Consider the following 19,947-nt stretch of genomic DNA (forward strand, 5'->3'; position numbering starts at 1 on the left):
AAATAATATATGAATCATCTCGCCAATTCTACTTCGCCATATTTATTGCAGCACGCCAATAACCCGGTAAACTGGTACCCCTGGGGTACCGAAGCACTGCAAAAAGCTAAAGACGAAAACAAACTGATCATCGTGAGCATTGGTTACTCTGCCTGTCATTGGTGCCACGTAATGGAGCACGAAAGCTTCGAGGATGAAAGCGTAGCCGGTGTAATGAATGAATACTTCATTTGTATTAAGGTAGATAGGGAAGAACGCCCGGATATTGATCAGATTTATATGAGTGCCGTTCAACTAATGAGCGGCAGGGGAGGCTGGCCACTAAACTGTATCTGCCTGCCCGATCAGCGGCCTATCTACGGCGGCACCTATTTCAAAAAAAATGATTGGGCCTCGCTGCTGTTTAACCTTGCTGATTTCTACAAACAAAAACCTGTTGAAGCCGAAGAATATGCGGTGAAATTAACCGAAGGTATCCAAAACTTCGAAACCATTGGTTTTGTAAAAGAACAGCCAGCGTATTCGCAGGATGATCTGAAAACAATTGTAGAGAACTGGAAAAAATATTTCGACCCGGAGGAAGGCGGAATGGGGTCAGCACCTAAATTCCCGATGCCTAACAACTGGCAATTCCTGATGCGTTATGCTTATTTAACGAATGATGTCGGCATCGCCCAAAGCGCAACCCTTACTTTAAAAAAGATGGCTTTCGGTGGGATATATGATCATATAGGCGGCGGTTTTGCCCGATATTCGGTTGATGGCCGCTGGCATGTGCCGCATTTTGAAAAGATGTTGTATGATAACGCCCAGTTGATCAGCCTGTATTCCGAAGCTTATACCTGGAAAAGTTCGCAATTATATAAACAGGTTGTTGATGAGATTATCAATTTTTCTATGCGGGAGTTATCATCACCTGATGGTGGTTTCTACAGTGCATTGGATGCCGATAGCGAAGGAGTAGAAGGTAAATTTTACACCTTCACCAAAGCCGAAATTGAAACTATTTTGGGCGATGATACCGAACTTTTCTGCATCTATTACCACATAACCGAGGACGGCAACTGGGAAGAGGAACAAACCAATGTACTCTTCAGGCAGGAGAAAGATCTGCAATTAGCTAATAAACTCGGCTTGCCGTTAGAATCGATGATGGAAAAGATTGAAGATGGGCGCAAGAAAGTCTTCTATGCCCGCAGCCAGCGCATCCGTCCCGGTTTGGATAATAAAATATTAGCATCATGGAATGGTTTAATGCTCAAAGGCTTGTGCGATGCCTATCGTGCATTTAATGAGCACGATTACCTGGACATGGCCCTGCGCAATGCCGATTTCATTGTGAATTATATGGTGAATGGGGAAGGCCAGCTGTCGCGCACATACAAAGGCGTGGATAACGATTCCATCGCTTTTCTGGATGATTATGCCAACGTAGCTGATGGTTTAATTGCCTTATACGAGGTTACTTTTGACGAGCGTTGGCTGGAGCATGCCCGCAGCCTTGTCGACTATGCCATAGCGCATTTTTATGATGCGGCAAGCGGGATATTTTATTTTACCGGGGATAGCAACGAGCAACTGATCGCGCGAAAATCAGAAATAATGGATGGCGTAATACCATCCTCAAACTCCGTAATGGCGCGCAATCTTAAAAAAATAGGTTTATTGTTTGATAATGAGGCATATTATCAAATTTCGGCGCAGTTATTACGCAATGTAATGCCGCATATCGCCAGGTACGGTTCATCCTACTCAAACTGGTGTATGTTATTGCTTGATGAAGTTTTTTGTACCTATGAAGTTGCCATAACCGGCGAAAATTATGATGCCTTACGTATAGAAATTGAAAATAAATACATTCCTAATAAAATAATATTGGGAGGTAAAAAAGGAAGTTTACCTTTGTTGCAGGAAAAATTCACCAGCGAGACACAAATATTTATCTGCAAGGATAAAACCTGTAGCCTGCCCGTTTACAATTCCATTGACGCTGTAAAACAAATTAATTCCAAAATACTTTTATAAGAAATAGAATTCAGAATGAAAATTGAACCACAACACGTAGTCTCATTAACTTACGATTTGTATGTTGATCAGAACGGCACAGAAACATTAGTTGAGAGCGCTACACAGGAGCAACCTCTAACCTTTTTATACGGATCAGGCCAAATGTTGCCTAAGTTCGAAGAAAATTTAAGCACTTTGTCAACCGGTGATAACTATGATTTTCACTTGTCGGCACAAGATGCCTACGGGGAATATGACGATGAAGCAGTAGCTAATCTTCCAAAAGAAATGTTTAACGGTACTGATGTGCCTGAAATTGGCAGTATTTTGCCTTTGCAGGATAACAATGGCAACCGTTTTCAGGGGCAGGTGGTTTCTGTTGCTGAAGATGCGGTTATTGTTGATCTTAACCACCCAATGGCAGGCCAGGAATTACATTTTAAAGGAAATATCCTGAATGTTCGCCCTGCAACACCAGAGGAATTATCTCATGGCCACGCGCATGGTGCCGATGGTCATCACGCTCACTAATATTCAATCAATTTTATGGTTTGGAACGGAAATATTTTCGTTCTAAGCCATACTTAGTCAATATCCAATTCCCCGTCATCTGTTATACGGCACTTCACAAATATTCTGCACAATATCGGTTTATAGTTTTTAGTCGCCGGCACAAAAAGCCTGTCATCCTCATCAATTAAATCAGTGCTGAAAGTAGTTATACGTTCATCCACCGGCGATTTAATATGCACCTTAAAGTCAGCCAACCTGCCACCTGGACTAACTAATATTTCCAAAATAGCGGTAAACTGCGACAGGTCGGTCCCCATATAATCATCAGACAACCTGAACAATTTTAAATAAGGAATATAGCCGTAATAAATACCACCAGCTTTCATCGGCTTGGTTACCCGGTCCGAGTCTGTTATCTTATTATCAAAACTATATAAAATATGTGTAGCTGTAAGGCTATCATCAGGCATTTCCCAGGTGATGCTATTCCGCTCATAATTAAAGTTTTGCACTAAACGGCCATATTTATCATAAAAATGCCAGGCACCAACCCTTTTATTATCAGCATAATTCCCGCTTGCCAACGCAATCCGGCGGCGGTATATAGCCTGATATAAACCCTGCTTTATTTCCTTATTGCTTTTCAATACCAAAAACTGCTCAACAATCGATTGGGTTAGCCTGTTTTTCCTCATTACTGAATCTTGAGCAACGGCACGGATTACAAAAAAATGTATGACAATAAGCAGTATTACTTTCTTCACGGTAGTATTAAATAAAATATTATTTGTAACAGCTATTGTGCTAATCAGCTTATGGGGTTTGCAATAATACGATACATATTTTAAAAAAATAAATACTTTATCAATAACTCAGGGCTTTATAAGTGGTTAGTTTCCAAAATATAAGCATAGGCATTGTGCTATACCATTCCCTGGTATAGGGAGAGAAGGTTAGGGTAAAGTTTTAAAGCGATATATTTATATGCCTTTTTAACTAACTATTACTAAGTAATTACGTACAACAGTGCAATTGTTTTATCTGATACACTTTTGTTAAACATTTAGCGTTTAATAAGTAAACGCTAACCAATGTGTATCCTGTAATTCAGGCAATAGTGCCGTGTGGTACTATCTATGTTAGATAAAATATTTCTTATTAAAAAAAACAAAATCCGGTAGTTTATAAACTGTATGCCCTGAGGCTCTAAGAATAATTCTTAGTTTCATTATATTATACATACCTTTCATTCACTGTCCCTAACTAAATAAACTATAATTAATTTTTGTGCTATGGCCTTCTTAGAGAGTGTGTTGGAGCCACCATCGTATGGATGGATGGACAAATTTGGTAAGCTTTCAAAGCCTAAACCAGGTGAAATTTTTAAAGAGTTCTTTTCCCGTTTAAATGTATTTAAAAATAAAAAAAACTGGCTCTCGTTCATGAGTTGGTTTATGGTATGCTGCCTTGCGCCATTCCTGTTTTTATTCATATTTAAATACTTCTCCATTAAATTATTAATTGTTGCTTTTGTATATAGTATGATTGTAATGGGTACGCATGGTACCATTTGGTTACATCGTTACTGTACACATGGGGCTTATACATTCAAAAATAATTTTTGGCGGTTTTTCACTCAAAACCTTACTTTAAAAATTATTCCGGAAGAAATCTACGCGGTATCGCATCACGTACACCATGCGCTTTCTGATCAACCCGGCGATCCTTATAATGCCCAAGGCGGTTTTTTATACTGCTTTTTAGCTGATGTAAATCACCAGCCCATCTCACGTAGCCTGTCAGAAAAAGACTATGATAAATGCGTTAACTTAATGCGCCATACAGGTGTTAAAACAAACTCCTATACTAAATATAATAAATGGGGTACATTGGCTGCGCCTGTTCGCACCATTACCGCGGTATTACTTAATTGGGCGTTTTGGTTTGCGGCATTTTACTTAATAGGTGGTTTCGGCCTGGTATGCGCCATATTCGGAGCAGCCGGTTTTTGGGCTGTAGGTGTGCGTACATATAATTATGAGGGCCATGGTAAGGGCGAAGATAAACGCCGTGATGGTGTTGATCATAATCGCGAGGATATGTCTATAAACCAAATATGGCCAGGCTATGTTGCTGGCGAATGGCATAATAATCACCATTTATATCCCAAAAGCGCACGTTCTGGTTTTAAGCCATACCAGCTTGATTTGGCTTGGTGTTATATAAAACTATTGAGCATGTTAGGCGCTGTAAGTAGTTACCGCGATTCTAAAAAAGACTTTAAACTGGCTTATTGTCAAAAACCGGTTAAAGCAGCGACACCAGTTAATAACGTAGTACCTACGGTTTATATACAAGAACGCGAGGAAGCTTTTATTAATTAATATTTCAATGGTTAAAACTTTTATAATGCCTGGGAGTTGTAAGTTTTATAAAAACTCAACCAATGAAAAAACTAATTTTATCAATCTTGATGGTTTTAGCCATAGGATTCTCATCATTCGCGCAACAACACAGGGTAGAAAAGAAAACTGTTAAGGTAAAGCACACCAGTAGTTTTGGTCAAAAAGTGCATAACACTTTTCACAAAAAGAAACATTACAACGGTTACAAAGTAAAAACTAAGGTTAGGAAATAGTAACCGGTAAAAAATAAAAAGGGAGATGCAATTTGTATCTCCCTTTTTTGTTGCCATTTTTTAGGTTGATGTCATACCAAAAAGAAAACTTTTCGCTAAAAAAACACTACCTTTTTTCTGTAAGGATTAATTACCTTTAGCTTACCAATTAACCACTACACTACCTGTATTATGAAAGCAAAATCATCGCTATTGATGTGTTTTTTATGCGCTGTGTTCTTTAGTCAAACCGTTTCAGCTCAAAATTTAGGCATATTTGATACACAAACCGACGTAGGTAATGTAAAACTTACCGGTTCTGCATTATATGAGCCCGAATTACAACAATATAAAATTACCGGTTCAGGCTATAACATCTGGTTTGATCATGATGCCTTTCATTATGTTTACAAACGCATAAAAGGCGATTTTATATTAACCACAAGTGCCGCTTTTTTAGGTAAAGGAGTGGAGATGCACCGCAAGCTGGGTTGGATGATCCGCGCGTCACTCGATTCTAACTCAAAACACGTTAACGCGGTGGTGCATGGCGATGGCTTAACCTCATTACAATTTAGGCGTACCGTTGGCGCCCAAACTGAAGAGGTCAAATCAACTATTACGCATGCTGATGTTATCCAGATCGAAAGAAAAGGTAATACCTACACCATGTCTGTAGCGCGTAATGGTGAAACTTTTGTTACCGAAAAGGTTGAAGATCTTGATCTGGGCGATGAAGTTTACGTGGGCTTATTCGTCTGCTCGCACAACCCAAACGTTTCCGAAACCGCCGTATTTAATAATGTACGTATTGTTGTACCTGCTAATGGCGAGAACGGCTATCAAAAATACATCGGCAGCGATATTCAAATATTGAACCTGGAAAACAACAACAGCCGTATCATCTACCAATCATCACAATCGCTGCAAGCACCAAACTGGACTAAAGATGGTAAATCCTTGATCTATAACAGTAATGGTTTGCTTTATAAATATGATTTGAAAACCAATATCCCGCAGGTACTAAACACCGGTGTTGCTAAAAATAATAATAACGATCACGTACTATCTTTCGATGGCAAATGGCTGGCGATTAGCAATAGCGAAAAGGATGGTTCAATCGGATATATCATCCCATCAACTGGGGGCGAAGCAAGGCAATTAACCCCAACAGGCCCATCATACATGCACGGCTGGTCGCCCGATGGTAAGTACATGGTTTTTTGTGGCGATAGAAACAACGAATACGATATTTACAAAGTCCCATCAAAAGGAGGCAAGGAAGTCAGGCTAACCGATGCCCCCGGATTAGATGACGGCGCGGAATACACACCCGATGGAAAATATATCTACTTCTGCTCAGTTCGCAGTGGCCTGATGCAGGTTTGGCGCATGAATCCCGATGGCAGTAACCAAACACAGGTAACCAATGATGATTTTGATAACTGGTTTCCGCATGTCTCGCCGGATGGTAAAATGATCGAATTTATCTCCTTCATAAAAAACGAAGTTGCTCCCGGCGATCATCCATTTTACAGGCATGTATACCTTAGGGTAATGCCGGTTGGCGGAGGCCCAATTAAAGTGGTGGCCTACTTATATGGCGGTCAGGGTACTATCAATACCCCATCGTGGTCGCCCGATAGCAAGCGTTTAGCCTTTGTGAGCAATACACAATTATTGTTTCCTGTATTCCCAATAGCCCAATAGTTATGATTCAAACATCCCGCAGAAAATTTTTAATAAACAGCGCTGTTTTAGCGGCAGGCACAGCTTTATTACCTAACGAACTTTTCTCATCACCAACAAAAAAAATTGAACGTCTTGGCCTGCAACTTTATACCGTTCGTGATGCCATGCATGCCGATCCAACAGGCACGCTTAAACAGTTAGCGGCAATTGGGTACAAGCATTTAGAACATGCTGGTTACAGCGATGGGAAATTTTACGGTTTAAGTGTTAATGATTTTAAAAAGGTTTTGGATGATAACCTGCTGAACATGACCAGCGGACACGTAGTATTACAGCAAAAGCACTGGGATGCCGCCAAAAATGATTTTACCGATGAATGGAAAAAAACCCTCGATGATGCTTCCGATATCCACCAAAAATACCTGATAAGCCCTGGACTGGACGATAATTTAAAGCATGATTTTAATGCCTTTAAAGCATTTATGGATGTATTTAACAAATGCGGCGAGTTATGTAAAAGTAAAGGCCTGGTATTCGGTTACCATAACCACGATTTTGAGTTCACAACCATATTTGGTAATGACAGGATGTACGATTTAATATTAGCCAATACTGATCCTGCATTGGTTACCCAGCAATTGGATATTGGCAATATGTATTCAGCAGGTGCTATGCCGATGGATTATATCAAGAAATATCCCGGCAGGTTTGAGTTAATGCATGTAAAGGATGTAATTAAAAAAGACGATGGTAAGTATGAAAATACCTTGCTTGGTAAAGGCCTATTACCATTAAAAGAAATATTAAAAACAGCCCGCAAAACTGGTACATCCCAGTTTATTATTGAACAGGAGGATTACCAGGGAATGGACCCGATAGCCAGTACTGTAATTGACCTGAAAGTTATGCAGGATTGGGGTTACTAAGTAACATATTTATGGCGTGGTGTATCTTTTTAAATAAATTACTAAGTTTGATGTACCGGAGCTAAATTGATTTTATAACTACCTATATAAATAATTTATAACCAATGACCGATAAACCAATTGATTCATCTTTGAATACCTCGCGCAGAGGTTTTATTAAAAGCAGTTCCATTGCGGCTGCAGGCATTATGATTGTTCCCCGCTATGTTTTAGGCGGAAAAGGTTTTATTGCACCAAGCGATAAACTTGTAATTGCATCTGTTGGCGCAGGTGGCAAAGGCCAAAGCGACATTGCCAATTTCTATGCCAGTGGTAACGCCGAAATAGGCTATCTATGTGATGTGGATACGCGCAGCGCCGCCAAAACGGTAGCCAAATTCCCGAAAGCTAAATTTTATAAGGATTGGCGCGAGATGCTGGATAAAGATCACAAGAATTTTGATGCTGTATCTGTATCTATTCCTGATCATAATCATGCTATAGTCGCTTTGTCTGCCATGCAGATGGGCAAGCATGTATACGTACAAAAACCATTAGCACATGATGTTTTTGAGGCTCGGGCCTTAACACATGCCGCTAAAAAATATAATGTAGTAACCCAAATGGGTAACCAGGGTTCATCAAACGATGGGGTAAGGCGCTTGCGCGAATGGTACGATGCAGGTGAGATTGGCGATGTACACACCGTTTATTGCTGGACAGATCGCCCGGTTTGGCCGCAAGGCATCCCATGGCCAACTACAAAAGCCGATATCCCTAAAGAGTTGGATTGGGATTTGTGGTTAGGAACTGCTCCTTCTAAAGATTACGTAAACAAATTAGTGCCCTTCAATTGGCGTGGCTGGTGGGACTATGGCACCGGCGCACTTGGCGATATGGGATGCCATATAGTTGAAGCTCCGTTTCGTGTGCTTGATCTGCAATATGTTAAGGATGTGCAATCAAGCGTAGGAACTGTTTATGTAGATAATTTCAAAAAAGGATATTTTCCGGATAGTTGTCCGCCATCAAGTCATATCACCCTTACTTTCCCTAAAACAGCTAAGACCCAGGGCGATGTTACCGTACACTGGATGGACGGCGGCATACAACCTGAACGCCCTGTTGAATTAGGCCCGAATGAAGATTTCGGCGATAATGGCAATGGTATGCTCTTCATCGGCACAAAAGGAAAAATGATGGCCAGTACTTACTCATTAAATCCGCAATTGTTGCCAACCTCACGTACAGCTCAGTCTACTGTGCCGCAAACAATTAAGCGTGTCCCGGGCGGACAGGATGGGCATTATGCGCAATGGGTAAATGCAGCTATTGCCGGTAAACCCGATGATGTGAGTTCACCATTTAAACTGGCTGGCCCGTTAACAGAAGCTTTGTTGATGGCAAATCTTTCTATCCGCGGGCATGATATTCAAAAACAACGTGCTGACGGCAAAGGCTTTGATTATCCCGGCCAAAACATAAAACTGATATGGGACAACGATGCCATGCGGGTAACCAATTTTGATGATGTAAATCAATTCATAAAACGCGAGTACCGCGAAGGCTGGAAAGTGTTAAGTTAATATATGAAGTTAAGATTAGGAATGATAGGCGGTGGGCAGGGCGCGTTTATAGGCGCTGTCCACCGCATCGCCGCCCGTATGGACGACGAATATGAATTGGTTTGTGGCGCGTTCAGCAGCAATGCGGAAAAGGCTAAAGCAAGTGGCTTATTATTGGGTTTATCACCGGATCGTGTTTATGTATCGTACCAGGAACTCATCGAAAAGGAAAAACAATTACCCGAGGATGAGCGTGTACAGGTAATCAGCATAGTAACACCAAATCACCTGCATTTCGGCCCGGCTAAACTGGCGTTGGAAAACGGTTTTCATGTAATACTGGATAAGCCGATGACTTTTTCATTAGCAGAGGCAAAAGAGCTTGAAAAAGTTGTTAAAGCAAGTGGCAAACGGTTTTGTCTTACCCATACTTATACCGGTTACCCCATGGTTAAAGAAGCCAGGCAGTTGGTTTCAGAGGGTAAATTAGGTAAGATCAGAAAAGTTTATGTAGAATATCCGCAAGGCTGGCTAAGTACATTTTTAGAGGGTGAAGATAACAAACAAGCAAGCTGGCGAACTGACCCAAGCAAAAGCGGTATTGCTGGTGCTATGGGCGATATTGGAACCCATGCCTTTAACTTAGCCGAATATGTGAGCGGCCTGCAGGTAACCAAACTTTGTGCCGATATTAATACCGTTGTTGAAGGCCGCAAATTGGATGATGACGGCGCAGCCCTGTTGAAATTCAATAACGGTGCAAGCGGTGTATTAATAGCATCGCAAGTTGCCGCTGGCGACGAAAATAACATCAAAGTAAGGGTTTACGGTGAAAAAGGCGGACTGGAATGGCAGCAGGATAATGCCAATACTTTACTTTTAAAATGGTTAGACAAACCAGCTGAAATATTACGCACAGGCGCAGGCTATTTAAGTTCATATGCGACGCACAACGCCCGCGTACCTGCAGGGCATCCCGAAGGCTACCTGGAAGCATTCGCCAATTTATACCGCAACTTCGCATTAAGTATTAAAGCGGATATTGCTGGGAAACCAGCCGAAAAGGAATGGCTCGATTATCCCGATATAGAAGACGGCATCAGGGGGATGGCCTTTGTAGAGAACGTGATCGCATCCGGTAAGTCAGATATAAAGTGGACTGATTTTAAAATATAAAATAGTAGATAGACTTACGAAGTTTTTAAAACTTCGTAAGTCTTACAGGTTAAAAAACAAACTATATGAAAACCATTAAAGGCCCGGCAATATTTTTAGCGCAATTTATAGGTGCCGATGAACCTTTTAATAATTTAAAGTCCATCTGTCAGTGGGCAAAAGATTTAGGCTATAAAGGAGTGCAATTACCCACGCTTGATGATAGATTCATCGACCTGAAAAAAGCTGCTGAAAGCAAAACCTATGCTGACGAACTGAATGGTTTGGTTAAGGAAGGCGGTTTAGAGATTACCGAACTATCAACCCACTTACAAGGGCAATTAGTTGCTGTCAACCCAGCTTACGATCAATTATTTGATGGTTTTGCACCCGAATCTTATCGTAATAATCCTAAAGCGAGGCAGCAATGGGCAGTTCAACAATTAAAATATGCTGCTAAAGCATCGCAAAATTTAGGCTTGAATGCCAGCGTTACCTTCAGCGGTGCGCTTATATGGCAAATGATGTACCCCTGGCCGCAACGCCCGGCTGGAATTGTTGAGGATGCTTTTACTGAACTCGCCAAACGCTGGGAGCCAATCCTAAATGTTTACGATGAATACGGAATTGACCTTTGCTTCGAGATTCACCCCGGTGAAGACTTGCACGATGGTATCACCTACGAAATGTTTTTAGAAAAGGTGAACAACCATCCGCGGGCCTGCTTGTTATATGATCCGTCGCACTTTGTATTGCAATGTTTGGATTATCTGGAATATATCGACATTTATCATGAACGTATTAAAATGTTCCATGTAAAAGATGCCGAATTTAACCCAACTGGTAGGCAGGGCGTTTACGGTGGTTACCAAAGCTGGATAAACAGGGCAGGGCGTTTCCGTTCTTTAGGTGATGGGCAGGTTGATTTTAAAAGCATATTCAGCAAATTGGCACAATATGATTTTAGCGGGTGGGCAGTATTGGAGTGGGAATGTGCCCTCAAAAACTCGGAAGATGGAGCACGTGAAGGAGCCGAATTTATCAAGAATCATATCATTAAAGTAACCGATAAGGCCTTCGATGATTTCGCCTCATCAGGCGGCGACGAAGCTTTCAACAAAAAAATATTAGGAATATAAAACACATAACAATAACATCTACATGAAAAAGTCATTCATCATTTTCGGGCTAGCGCTGGCAATATCCGCCTGCGGAAACAACAAATCAAGCAACAGCTCAGGTACCGATACCACAGCTACCACCACTACCACAACATCATCAAGCCAAAACACATCGGTAGCCGTAAAGGATACTTTAGGCGAAGCATTAATCCAAAAGAATGATTGCCTTACCTGCCATAAGCTCGATCAAAAAATTATTGGCCCTGCTTATATCGATGTAGCAAACAAATACACCGCATCGCCAGCTGTTATTGATACTTTGGCTAATAAGATAATCAAAGGTGGTTCAGGTAACTGGGGTAATATCGCTATGTCGCCGCATCCAAATTTATCAATGACAGATGCACAGGATATGGTGAGATACATCCTGTCGCTCAAAAAATAAACCAACAAACCAATATAAACCAATGACAAATAGAAGAACGTTTTTAACCCAGGCCGGGATGCTTTCGGCGGGGATAATGATTGCCCCAAAGCTGGTGATGGCAAAGGGAAACAGCAATGTTGTAGGGCTTCAGCTATATAGTCTTCGCGACCAGTTAAAAGGCGGCGATGTAAAAGATGTTATAGCCAAAATAGCTAAAGCAGGTTATAAAGAGGTTGAAACATTTGGCTACAATAAAAAAGATGGTTTTTGGGGATTGGATGCAACCCAGTTTAGCAATGCCTTAAAAGATAATGGCTTGCGCACTCCAAGCGGGCATTTTGAGTTCGACAGCTTTTTTGCTACCGGAAATACAGATCAATTGCAAACCTATATTGATGCCGCGCACATTACCGGTATGGAATACATCATCGTTCCGCACCTGGATGGTGATTTTATAAAAACGGTTGACGACTTTAAAAAGATTGCCGATAAAATAAGTGCTGCTGCCGAAATATGTAAAAAACAAGGCTTGAAATTCGGTTACCACAACCATAATTTTGAGTGGAAACAGGTTGGCGGTACTACTTTTTATGATACAATATTAGATCGTACCGATCCAAATTTGGTAAAAATGGAAATGGACTTGTATTGGGTAGTTCGTACCGGTCAGGACCCGATAGAAATTATTAAAAGACATCCGGGCAGGTTCTTCGCGTTCCATATTAAGGATATGGACAAAGCCAACCATAATATAAACACCGAGGTAGGCAACGGTACCATTGATTTTAAAGCCATAATGGGTTACGCCAAGTTAGCTGGTGTAAAACACTTTATAGTGGAGCAGGAAAATTATACCAATATTGACCCATACGTGAGTATAGCGCAAAGCTGTTCCTACTGCAAAAATGTGCTGCATGTTTAACAATCACTAAATAAAACTAACATGAAATATAAAATATTATTAACCGCGGTATTAGCAGCAAGTGCAATGATGGCTAATGCCCAACAAACTGCCAAGCCCGAAGATACCGAAGTTTGGAGTCCTGAACCGGCTGTAGTTACCCCTGGCAAAACTTGCGCTGACGCACCATCAGATGCAATCATTTTATTCAATGGTACAAATCTTAGCCAATGGGTTTCCGCTCAGAACAGAACCCAGGCGGCAGATTGGAATGTGCATGATGGCATTGTCACTGTAAACAAAAATTCAGGTAATATCGAAACGAAAAAGTTGTTCACCAATTACCAGTTACATATTGAATGGCGTATCCCTGCTGACATTACCGGCACCGGGCAAGCAAGAGGAAATAGCGGTGTATTTTTGGCATCACTAGGCAAAGGCGATGCAGGCTATGAGCTACAGGTATTGGATTCATACAAAAACAAAACCTACGTTAACGGTATGGCTGGTAGTATATACAAGCAGTTTATCCCGCTGGCAAACCCAGCCAGGCCACCGGGCGAATGGCAAACCTATGATGTGATCTGGACCGCGCCAACATTTAATAGCGATGGTTCGTTAAATACACCTGCCCGTGCCACCGTAATATATAACGGTGTTGTTGTTGAAAACAATGTTTCGCTATTAGGCCCTACATTATATATCGGCAAACCGGAATACAAGGCACATGGCCCGGCACCAATAAAGTTGCAAGCACACGGCGACAAAAGCGAGCCACTAAGCTTCAGAAATATTTGGGTAAGGGAACTTTAGATTAATCATTTTTCAAATCCCCCCCTGGAGGGGGAGCGTCGGACAAGTGTAGTAGCAGGGGGGGGTATCAGACATGCTCCATTAAACAACATGTGAATCAAACAAAAAGGGAGCAAGTTTTAAACTTGCTCCCTTTCTTATTTATGGTAGATGACCGTTTAGTCTACTTTGTAATGGTAAACATAACGTGCAATATTGCCATCAGCATCAATACCTTCAAGTACTGCGCGGTATAAACCTTTACCATCAGCATTAAAAAAGTCAAATGAGGCTTTTCCTGTAGCATCTGTAATTATTTTCGGGTTCCAGTAAATGGTTGTGCGTAAATCAGAATAAGCCATGTTGGTTTTTGGTACACTAAACTTTGGTACATAAAACTCCATTACACGCCCGTAACCCTGTGGGGTAATGGTAATTAAATTAGTCTGCGGCATCATATCCCTAAGTTGCGCAAGGCTTATTTTTTCACCTTTTGGCTGTTTTTTACCGGTAATAACAATCACACCCTTAGTCTGCGACATTTTATTGATACTGCTAAGCCCATCGTTTAAAAATACTTCTACTGTTTCAACAGTTTTAGGGTCAATATTATCCAGGTAGCTTGCATCAACGGGTAAACCGTTAAAATATATAGCAGCCGGTGTTGATTTATTCCCCGCATTATAATCTCTGGTTAAATAAAAATTTCCTTGCTCATAGGTAAAACCCATAACCGCTGTGCTAAGGCATTGTGTCAGAAAATTACATCCGGTTAATTGCTCCTGAGAAACCACGTGATCGGCTATCGGGCTTAACCCGGTTAATGCAGGGTAATCCAGGTGACTTGGTTTTTTTACTTCGGATTTAGCAATAATCACAACTTCTTTAAGCATACGCGTGCCCGCATATTGGCGTTTGGTGTTTTTTAAATATACCGATAAGGTACTATCTATATTCTGAACATTATCCGGCGAATTGATGTTTTTAATCAAGGCGGGCGTTGTTTCGCCATCTACTGTAATAACCATATATTTTCCATTAGGGTTATTCTTTGCGTTAAGCACAACCTTAGCTGAATCTTTAAAATTCAAGTTCGAGAATTTGAAATTACCCGATGCATCCGTTTGAGCATCCTGGCTGGCTAACCTGTCACTAATATTTAAGTGAATATTACCGTTCGGGACCTCTAAGCCTGAATTAGTACGTAAATTACCGGATATGTTTATACCCTGCTCAGGCGCGAAAAATAATTTAGGCGTTTTGCCGGCTACAATATCTCCATAATCAAAACGGCGGTAACCTTGTGTAAGCATTAGTATGTCAAGGTCCTCAACTCGCTTTGCGTCTACGTGGTTAAAATAATAATTCGGTTTTTCTATGTATCCTTTAATATCTGATGTTAAAAGCAATGTTGATAGTATGGTGGTTTCGCTATCTTCATTGTAAGGTACTTTACTTTCATCTGTAACAGATAAAGAGAATGTTCCAACATCAGGTACCTCCTTATTTTTAACTGCCAGGTTCATGTGTACTTTTTGGCGGGTTCCGTATACTTGGCGATCTGTATTAATGGCAACATTTAAAAGGTCGTTATGCTGAATAAATACCAGGCGCTCACTTAAAGGGTCACCTTCTGATGTTAGTAACGAGAATTGCAAAATGCCTGTAGGGAATTTGTTTTTTGGTATTGTAGATGAATAAAGCAGGTTTTGCAGGTTGGTTTGCGCGGCGTAACATACCGTACCACCACTTTGCGCGATGATATAAAAAAGGGTGTTCTTAAACTTAGCTAAAAATGCCGGGTTTGAAATCAGTTTAATGGTTACACTATCCGGGTTGGTGTTGATTACCGATATATATATACCCTCGTTAAGTTCTCTTGGTAAGTCATAAGTTCCCTTTGTTCCATCGGGAAATGATACTGTTGCTTTATAGTTTTTGTTTGGCTGAGGCTGAAATGTAAATTCACCCATACCCAAATGTTGCGAGGTAAATTGAGCTACTTCTGTATTACTATCGTCAGTTACGGAGCCTTTAATATCAACACCCATCCCGTTGGAATTTATGGCCTTAAATGCGACTTTCGCATTCACATCGCTCAACATATTGCCACCTTCCGGGAAAAATTGCACGTCTTTCGCTATGGCCGCGGTTTTTAAAGGATAGGTATTGGTAATGCTCTTTTTGTAATTCAGTTCAATTACGGCAGTTAAGTCGGCTGCCGCGAATGCGCCTTTTTTATCGCTGGTGAAAGTTAAGTCCAAACCACCATTTTGGTCAGTAACGCCCTTTCCTTTATCAATTGTTTCATCGTCGGATTGAACCTTCCATGATACCCTTCTATTTGTTAACGGCGCCCCATCCTGATCTTTATAAATAATATGCGCCGTTATCTTTTCCGCATTGCTGGTAACTGCATTTACAAATGATATATGGGTATCAATTGGCGTGTCTTTGTCTGATATATTACCTACAGTAAGGTTTTTATTAAAAAAATACCCCTGGTCAAAATTGCGCATCCAGTTGGTATAAGCCCTAACATGGTAATTACCTTCAATAAACGAAAGCTGTGGCAACACTATACTGCCATAGGCTGTACCATTAAGTACCGGTAATCTTAATGATGCTACAACCGAATCACGGTTGTTTATCATATCTACATATACAATTTTACTAATAGCCGATAACTGGTTTTCTTCAAGCGTTAAATAGGCCTTAAACCAAATCGTATCGCCAACAGCATAGTAAGGCTTATCAAAATGCAGGTAAACCTTTTCTACCGGGAAATTTTGCGTGTACTCGGTTGTTTTCGAAATTAAAGTTCTTAGTGGGATGCTATCTTCCTGTGCAAACGCCGATAACGTGAAAACCATTAAAAGGCATGCTGCAAGAGTGATTTTTTTGAGGATCATCAACATTAAATAAAGTGAAATATAAGGACGCTAAATATATCTATTTAAAACAAAAGCGTAAGCAGTTTAACACGCTTTAACATATTTTTTACAATCGAAAATATTTTAGGAGGTTATATTATCGATGCTGATTGCGCGATAGGGAGGGGTATAAATAAAAAATATCATTGCAATCCGTTTTTCAGGATCACAATGATATTTTTTATAAATGGGAACGGTAGTTTCTACCAGCCAGAGCCTTTTTTAGCGGCGCCGCTGCTGATATGTCCTTCTGCTGTAGCTTTGCTCATAATAGCAGCCATTTTGTTGCCTGCGCTGTCTTTACCAGTTGCAATGTACCTGCCTGATTTTACATCGATAGTAGGATCAATCATTGGAACGTTTTTGGTTTTTGTTTTTACAGAATAGGCGGTAATACCGCCGCTTGTTGGTGTTGCCATAATTAGTTTAAATTGTTTTTTTGTAATAACTCCACACAGGAGATGTTTGTTTTAACAAACATAGCTTATTGTATTTAAGTTGTATACTGTTTAACCTAAAAATTATTAACAAATTATAGGTAATTAACATTTTTTTAGCTGTAAAAACAGTTAAATATGCCGAATTGCTATTTTGATGGCTTGTTTTGTAGTATAGGTAATATATTTATGGCTAAACACTTAATTAATTGTTTTTTGAAATTTTAGCTCAAACTATTATATTAGATGTTAGTTTAAGTATAAAATTCAGTTATCCGCCATGGACAAAAAAGACTCAAGCATACTGTACTTTATTTTAGGGCTGTATGCTTTAATGGTAAGCTGGTATTACAACCACAACCTTATTATATTACTGTTAACTTATATCTTTTGGCCGGTATACTTGTTGTATGAACTGCTTATTGGGCACCTTGCACACGGTATGTGGAAGACGATCCCGCTCTCATACTTCAAATAGCGCGATAACTTATATTTTTTCAACTAACACCGCTGTACCGTAGGCAAGTACTTCGGTAATACCTTGCATAATTTCGTTGGCATCATAACGCATGTTTATAATAGCGTTTGCACCCAGGGTTTGGGCATGCTGTGCTAATAGTTGAAATGCTTCCTCGCGCGATTTTTCGCAAAGCTCAACATAAATAGAAAGCCTGCCGCCAAATAAAGATTGAAAACCACCGGCAATGTTACCCAGTGCACTACGGCTGCGTACGGTTATACCGCGTACAACCCCTAAATGTTTAACAATTTTATAACCTTCTAAACCCGTACTGGTAGTAATTAATGCTGCGTCCATAATTTTGATAGTTTTTAGATTTTTCAGTGTAAATATAAATAATAGACTGTACTAAATCGGTATTGTTACAATTTTACAAGTCCAAAATCAGGCGGGTCAGACAATTACCTATTTCATCAAGCCGCCATATCTTGATGATATGGCAGCTTTAATATATTATTAATCCTGTTATTATTTAACCGGTGGGCCTGTTGGAGCAGTAGGTGTTGGAACCGATGTTGGGGTAGGAGTTGGTGTTGCCGGAGTTGAAGCAGGCGGCACAGTTGGTGATGGCATTGGGCTTGGTGTAGTAGTCGGCATCGGCGTAGTTGTCGGTGTGGTGGTCGGCATTGGTGTAGTTGTAGGTGTTTTTGATCCGCTACCTGAAGTAACCGGCACCGTATCTCTTAAAGCATAATCTTTATGAGATATAACACGAACAGAACTATTTATATATGTATTAGCTACCGCATATTCAAATGCGCACGTTGCTATTAAAGCTGTTGCAATTATCTTTACCTTTTTCATAATATTTTATTTTGGGTTATAATAACACATGTATTACAAAAACTGTTCCTAAAATATCAATAAGGTTAAATTAATTTCGTAAAATGGATATTGTTTAATCTTTTAGTTTAATTTTAATATTTACTCCGCTTCCTTAATATGAGTAAGTACAGCATGTATTTTCGCATCAAGCTCCTTACTGGCCTCGTCCAGTTTCGAAATGCATTCGGGGTCAACCTTATAGTCCATCGCTTTAATCACATTTACAATGCCCATAATTGAAGCAAGTGGTTTTCTTAACTCATGTGCCTGTATAAAAGCAATATCGTCCAAAGCCTGGTCTTTTTTTTCATTGCTTTTTTTCATCGCATGGTTATGATGCCAGATGATTCGGTACTGCAAAAACAAAATTATGAAAAAGATAATAAGCAATATACCTATGCCCGATATGATCAGAATTTGCTTGTTTTCTATTTGTTTGGCGCGGTTCATCTGCGCTATTTGCTTGTTCTTTTTTCCAGTTTCATACTGTAACTGCAATTCGCTCATTTGCTTTTCATTCATATGCACACGCAGCGAGTCACGTATTTGCTGCGAACGTGCATTAAAATCAATAGCTGTTTTATAATCGCCGTTTTTAGAATAAAAATGATAGAGGTCTTCATTTAACTCCATCTCACGATAAGGCTCTTTCAGGTTACGGGCTATTGCCAGCGCTTTATTTAAATAGTCAAGTCCCTTTTGCTTGTCACTCAATTGGTACCATGCTTCGCCAAGCCAGTTATAAGCATAAGTGAGTGATCGCTGCCGGTTATATTTTAAAGCCAATGCAACACCCCGGTTGCCATAATTTATTGCGTTTTTATAATCTTTGTTATCCAAATAATATTGGGCAATGTTATCAAATAAAGCAACCCGTAATTCTTCAAATTTAGGGCTGGATTCCGCAATTTTTAAAGCCTTAAGCTGTAAATTGATGGAGGTATCATTCAATGGCATTTTCAATGCTTCGCGACGGGTTTGAACAAACATCGCTTTAAGGTTAATCATCGAAATAATGGCATTCGTATCTTTATTCATTTGTGCCCAATACAAGCCGCTTTGCACACATGAAAAAGCAAGTTGGTAGTTGGCATTTTCTTTATGCAGGTTACCAATTATAGTGTAAACGGAGGGGTAGGCTTGTTTTATGTTCCATTTCTCCACGTTATTGAGGCATTTTAAAGCCTCTTCCATCGATTTTTTATGATCCGCTGTGAGCCAATAGTACTGTGCTAAAAATACTTCCCCATAGACCAATGCTTTTTTATTACCGGTGGAAATAGCTATATCAGTTAAATTTCTTGAAGTGTAGAGTAAGGAATCAAGATTATTGTTTGGGTACTTTTTTCCTGCGCGGATTAAGGAATCAACTTGTTTGTCAACATAGGTATTTCCTGTAGGTACAACTACCTTTTGCTTGCAGGCGATAAATAAGGTTAACAGTAAAAAACAAACAAAAAAACGCGGCGGGCTTTGGGGCATAAAAACAACTGCTTTACACGAATATATAAATTAAAAATATCAATTTAGCTATGCA

19 protein-coding genes are annotated in these 19,947 nt (G+C 40.1%); 13 read left to right on the forward strand and 6 right to left on the reverse strand.

Features of this window, described 5'->3' with window-relative positions:
• Positions 1–9 precede the first annotated feature (9 nt).
• Positions 10–2,025 (forward strand): thioredoxin domain-containing protein, encoded by a 2,016-nt coding sequence (locus GSQ74_RS15475; RefSeq protein WP_158994844.1) that lies wholly within the window; start codon positions 10–12, stop codon positions 2,023–2,025.
• 15 nt (positions 2,026–2,040) lie between these two features.
• Positions 2,041–2,538, forward strand: a complete 498-nt coding sequence (locus GSQ74_RS15480) for a peptidylprolyl isomerase (protein WP_158994846.1) — start codon at positions 2,041–2,043, stop codon at positions 2,536–2,538.
• A 53-nt stretch (positions 2,539–2,591) separates the two neighbouring features.
• Here GSQ74_RS15480 and GSQ74_RS15485 read toward each other — a convergent pair whose 3' ends face one another.
• Entirely contained in the window at positions 2,592–3,284 is a 693-nt protein-coding gene (locus GSQ74_RS15485) for a hypothetical protein (RefSeq protein WP_158994848.1), read from the reverse strand.
• A gap of 528 nt (positions 3,285–3,812) precedes the next feature.
• Between GSQ74_RS15485 and GSQ74_RS15490 the strand changes: the two genes are divergently transcribed.
• The 10 genes from GSQ74_RS15490 (at position 3,813) to GSQ74_RS15535 (ending at position 13,716) form a co-directional block, all read left to right on the forward strand.
• The gene (locus tag GSQ74_RS15490) at positions 3,813–4,904 is read left to right on the forward strand and encodes a fatty acid desaturase (protein WP_158994850.1); all 1,092 of its coding nucleotides are present in this window, start codon (positions 3,813–3,815) and stop codon (positions 4,902–4,904) included.
• Between the two features lie 62 nt (positions 4,905–4,966).
• Complete coding sequence (locus GSQ74_RS15495) at positions 4,967–5,158, forward strand: hypothetical protein (RefSeq protein WP_158994852.1); 192 nt, start codon at positions 4,967–4,969, stop codon at positions 5,156–5,158.
• Between the two features lie 171 nt (positions 5,159–5,329).
• Complete coding sequence (locus tag GSQ74_RS15500) at positions 5,330–6,847, forward strand: PD40 domain-containing protein (protein WP_158994854.1); 1,518 nt, start codon at positions 5,330–5,332, stop codon at positions 6,845–6,847.
• Between the two features lie 2 nt (positions 6,848–6,849).
• The gene (locus GSQ74_RS15505) at positions 6,850–7,755 is read left to right on the forward strand and encodes a sugar phosphate isomerase/epimerase (protein WP_158994856.1); all 906 of its coding nucleotides are present in this window, start codon (positions 6,850–6,852) and stop codon (positions 7,753–7,755) included.
• A 104-nt stretch (positions 7,756–7,859) separates the two neighbouring features.
• On the forward strand, positions 7,860–9,320 hold the full coding sequence (locus GSQ74_RS15510; RefSeq protein ID WP_158994858.1) for a Gfo/Idh/MocA family protein: 1,461 nt from the start codon (positions 7,860–7,862) through the stop codon (positions 9,318–9,320).
• 3 nt (positions 9,321–9,323) lie between these two features.
• On the forward strand, positions 9,324–10,475 hold the full coding sequence (locus tag GSQ74_RS15515; protein WP_254060898.1) for a Gfo/Idh/MocA family protein: 1,152 nt from the start codon (positions 9,324–9,326) through the stop codon (positions 10,473–10,475).
• Positions 10,476–10,540: 65 nt separating this feature from the next.
• Complete coding sequence (locus GSQ74_RS15520) at positions 10,541–11,593, forward strand: sugar phosphate isomerase/epimerase (protein ID WP_158994860.1); 1,053 nt, start codon at positions 10,541–10,543, stop codon at positions 11,591–11,593.
• 22 nt (positions 11,594–11,615) lie between these two features.
• Positions 11,616–12,020: a c-type cytochrome gene (locus tag GSQ74_RS15525; RefSeq protein ID WP_158994862.1), complete on the forward strand. Its 405-nt coding sequence runs from the start codon at positions 11,616–11,618 to the stop codon at positions 12,018–12,020.
• A 22-nt stretch (positions 12,021–12,042) separates the two neighbouring features.
• Positions 12,043–12,924 carry a sugar phosphate isomerase/epimerase gene (locus GSQ74_RS15530; protein ID WP_158994864.1) on the forward strand — a complete coding sequence of 294 codons (882 nt, stop codon included), beginning with the start codon at positions 12,043–12,045 and terminating at the stop codon, positions 12,922–12,924.
• A gap of 21 nt (positions 12,925–12,945) precedes the next feature.
• Complete coding sequence (locus tag GSQ74_RS15535) at positions 12,946–13,716, forward strand: DUF1080 domain-containing protein (RefSeq protein WP_158994866.1); 771 nt, start codon at positions 12,946–12,948, stop codon at positions 13,714–13,716.
• A 158-nt stretch (positions 13,717–13,874) separates the two neighbouring features.
• On the opposite strand, the gene GSQ74_RS15540 is transcribed toward GSQ74_RS15535, so the two are convergent.
• Both GSQ74_RS15540 and GSQ74_RS15545 read right to left on the reverse strand, forming a co-directional pair.
• Positions 13,875–16,607 carry an Ig-like domain-containing protein gene (locus GSQ74_RS15540; protein WP_158994868.1) on the reverse strand — a complete coding sequence of 911 codons (2,733 nt, stop codon included), beginning with the start codon at positions 16,605–16,607 and terminating at the stop codon, positions 13,875–13,877.
• Positions 16,608–16,831: 224 nt separating this feature from the next.
• Entirely contained in the window at positions 16,832–17,047 is a 216-nt protein-coding gene (locus tag GSQ74_RS15545) for a hypothetical protein (protein WP_158994870.1), read from the reverse strand.
• A 298-nt stretch (positions 17,048–17,345) separates the two neighbouring features.
• Between GSQ74_RS15545 and GSQ74_RS15550 the strand changes: the two genes are divergently transcribed.
• The gene (locus tag GSQ74_RS15550) at positions 17,346–17,543 is read left to right on the forward strand and encodes a hypothetical protein (RefSeq protein ID WP_158994872.1); all 198 of its coding nucleotides are present in this window, start codon (positions 17,346–17,348) and stop codon (positions 17,541–17,543) included.
• A 9-nt stretch (positions 17,544–17,552) separates the two neighbouring features.
• Here GSQ74_RS15550 and GSQ74_RS15555 read toward each other — a convergent pair whose 3' ends face one another.
• The 3 genes from GSQ74_RS15555 to GSQ74_RS15565 all read right to left on the reverse strand — a co-directional run bounded on the left by GSQ74_RS15555 (position 17,553) and on the right by GSQ74_RS15565 (position 19,892).
• Positions 17,553–17,882 carry a YbjQ family protein gene (locus GSQ74_RS15555; RefSeq protein ID WP_158994874.1) on the reverse strand — a complete coding sequence of 110 codons (330 nt, stop codon included), beginning with the start codon at positions 17,880–17,882 and terminating at the stop codon, positions 17,553–17,555.
• 171 nt (positions 17,883–18,053) lie between these two features.
• On the reverse strand, positions 18,054–18,389 hold the full coding sequence (locus tag GSQ74_RS15560) for a hypothetical protein (protein ID WP_158994876.1): 336 nt from the start codon (positions 18,387–18,389) through the stop codon (positions 18,054–18,056).
• Positions 18,390–18,509: 120 nt separating this feature from the next.
• Positions 18,510–19,892 carry a lipopolysaccharide assembly protein LapB gene (locus GSQ74_RS15565; protein WP_158994878.1) on the reverse strand — a complete coding sequence of 461 codons (1,383 nt, stop codon included), beginning with the start codon at positions 19,890–19,892 and terminating at the stop codon, positions 18,510–18,512.
• Positions 19,893–19,947: the final 55 nt, after the last annotated feature.

This window comes from Mucilaginibacter sp. L196, assembly GCF_009765905.1.
In the GTDB taxonomy this organism is placed as follows: Bacteria; Bacteroidota; Bacteroidia; order Sphingobacteriales; family Sphingobacteriaceae; genus Mucilaginibacter.

Excerpts from the sequence above, each read along its gene's own strand:
- GSQ74_RS15480 (WP_158994846.1), top strand. The coding sequence starts at position 2,041 with ATGAAAATTGAACCACAACACGTAGTCTCATTAACTTACGATTTGTAT.
- GSQ74_RS15495 (WP_158994852.1), top strand. The coding sequence starts at position 4,967 with ATGAAAAAACTAATTTTATCAATCTTGATGGTTTTAGCCATAGGATTC.
- GSQ74_RS15530 (WP_158994864.1), top strand. The coding sequence starts at position 12,043 with ATGACAAATAGAAGAACGTTTTTAACCCAGGCCGGGATGCTTTCGGCG.
- GSQ74_RS15555 (WP_158994874.1), bottom strand. The coding sequence starts at position 17,882 with ATGGACGCAGCATTAATTACTACCAGTACGGGTTTAGAAGGTTATAAA.
- GSQ74_RS15550 (WP_158994872.1), top strand. The coding sequence starts at position 17,346 with ATGGACAAAAAAGACTCAAGCATACTGTACTTTATTTTAGGGCTGTAT.
- GSQ74_RS15545 (WP_158994870.1), bottom strand. The coding sequence starts at position 17,047 with ATGGCAACACCAACAAGCGGCGGTATTACCGCCTATTCTGTAAAAACA.
- GSQ74_RS15510 (WP_158994858.1), top strand. The coding sequence starts at position 7,860 with ATGACCGATAAACCAATTGATTCATCTTTGAATACCTCGCGCAGAGGT.
- GSQ74_RS15540 (WP_158994868.1), bottom strand. The coding sequence starts at position 16,607 with ATGATCCTCAAAAAAATCACTCTTGCAGCATGCCTTTTAATGGTTTTC.
- GSQ74_RS15525 (WP_158994862.1), top strand. The coding sequence starts at position 11,616 with ATGAAAAAGTCATTCATCATTTTCGGGCTAGCGCTGGCAATATCCGCC.
- GSQ74_RS15475 (WP_158994844.1), top strand. The coding sequence starts at position 10 with ATGAATCATCTCGCCAATTCTACTTCGCCATATTTATTGCAGCACGCC.
- GSQ74_RS15505 (WP_158994856.1), top strand. The coding sequence starts at position 6,850 with ATGATTCAAACATCCCGCAGAAAATTTTTAATAAACAGCGCTGTTTTA.
- GSQ74_RS15515 (WP_254060898.1), top strand. The coding sequence starts at position 9,324 with ATGAAGTTAAGATTAGGAATGATAGGCGGTGGGCAGGGCGCGTTTATA.
- GSQ74_RS15520 (WP_158994860.1), top strand. The coding sequence starts at position 10,541 with ATGAAAACCATTAAAGGCCCGGCAATATTTTTAGCGCAATTTATAGGT.
- GSQ74_RS15490 (WP_158994850.1), top strand. The coding sequence starts at position 3,813 with ATGGCCTTCTTAGAGAGTGTGTTGGAGCCACCATCGTATGGATGGATG.
- GSQ74_RS15560 (WP_158994876.1), bottom strand. The coding sequence starts at position 18,389 with ATGAAAAAGGTAAAGATAATTGCAACAGCTTTAATAGCAACGTGCGCA.
- GSQ74_RS15565 (WP_158994878.1), bottom strand. The coding sequence starts at position 19,892 with ATGCCCCAAAGCCCGCCGCGTTTTTTTGTTTGTTTTTTACTGTTAACC.
- GSQ74_RS15500 (WP_158994854.1), top strand. The coding sequence starts at position 5,330 with ATGAAAGCAAAATCATCGCTATTGATGTGTTTTTTATGCGCTGTGTTC.
- GSQ74_RS15535 (WP_158994866.1), top strand. The coding sequence starts at position 12,946 with ATGAAATATAAAATATTATTAACCGCGGTATTAGCAGCAAGTGCAATG.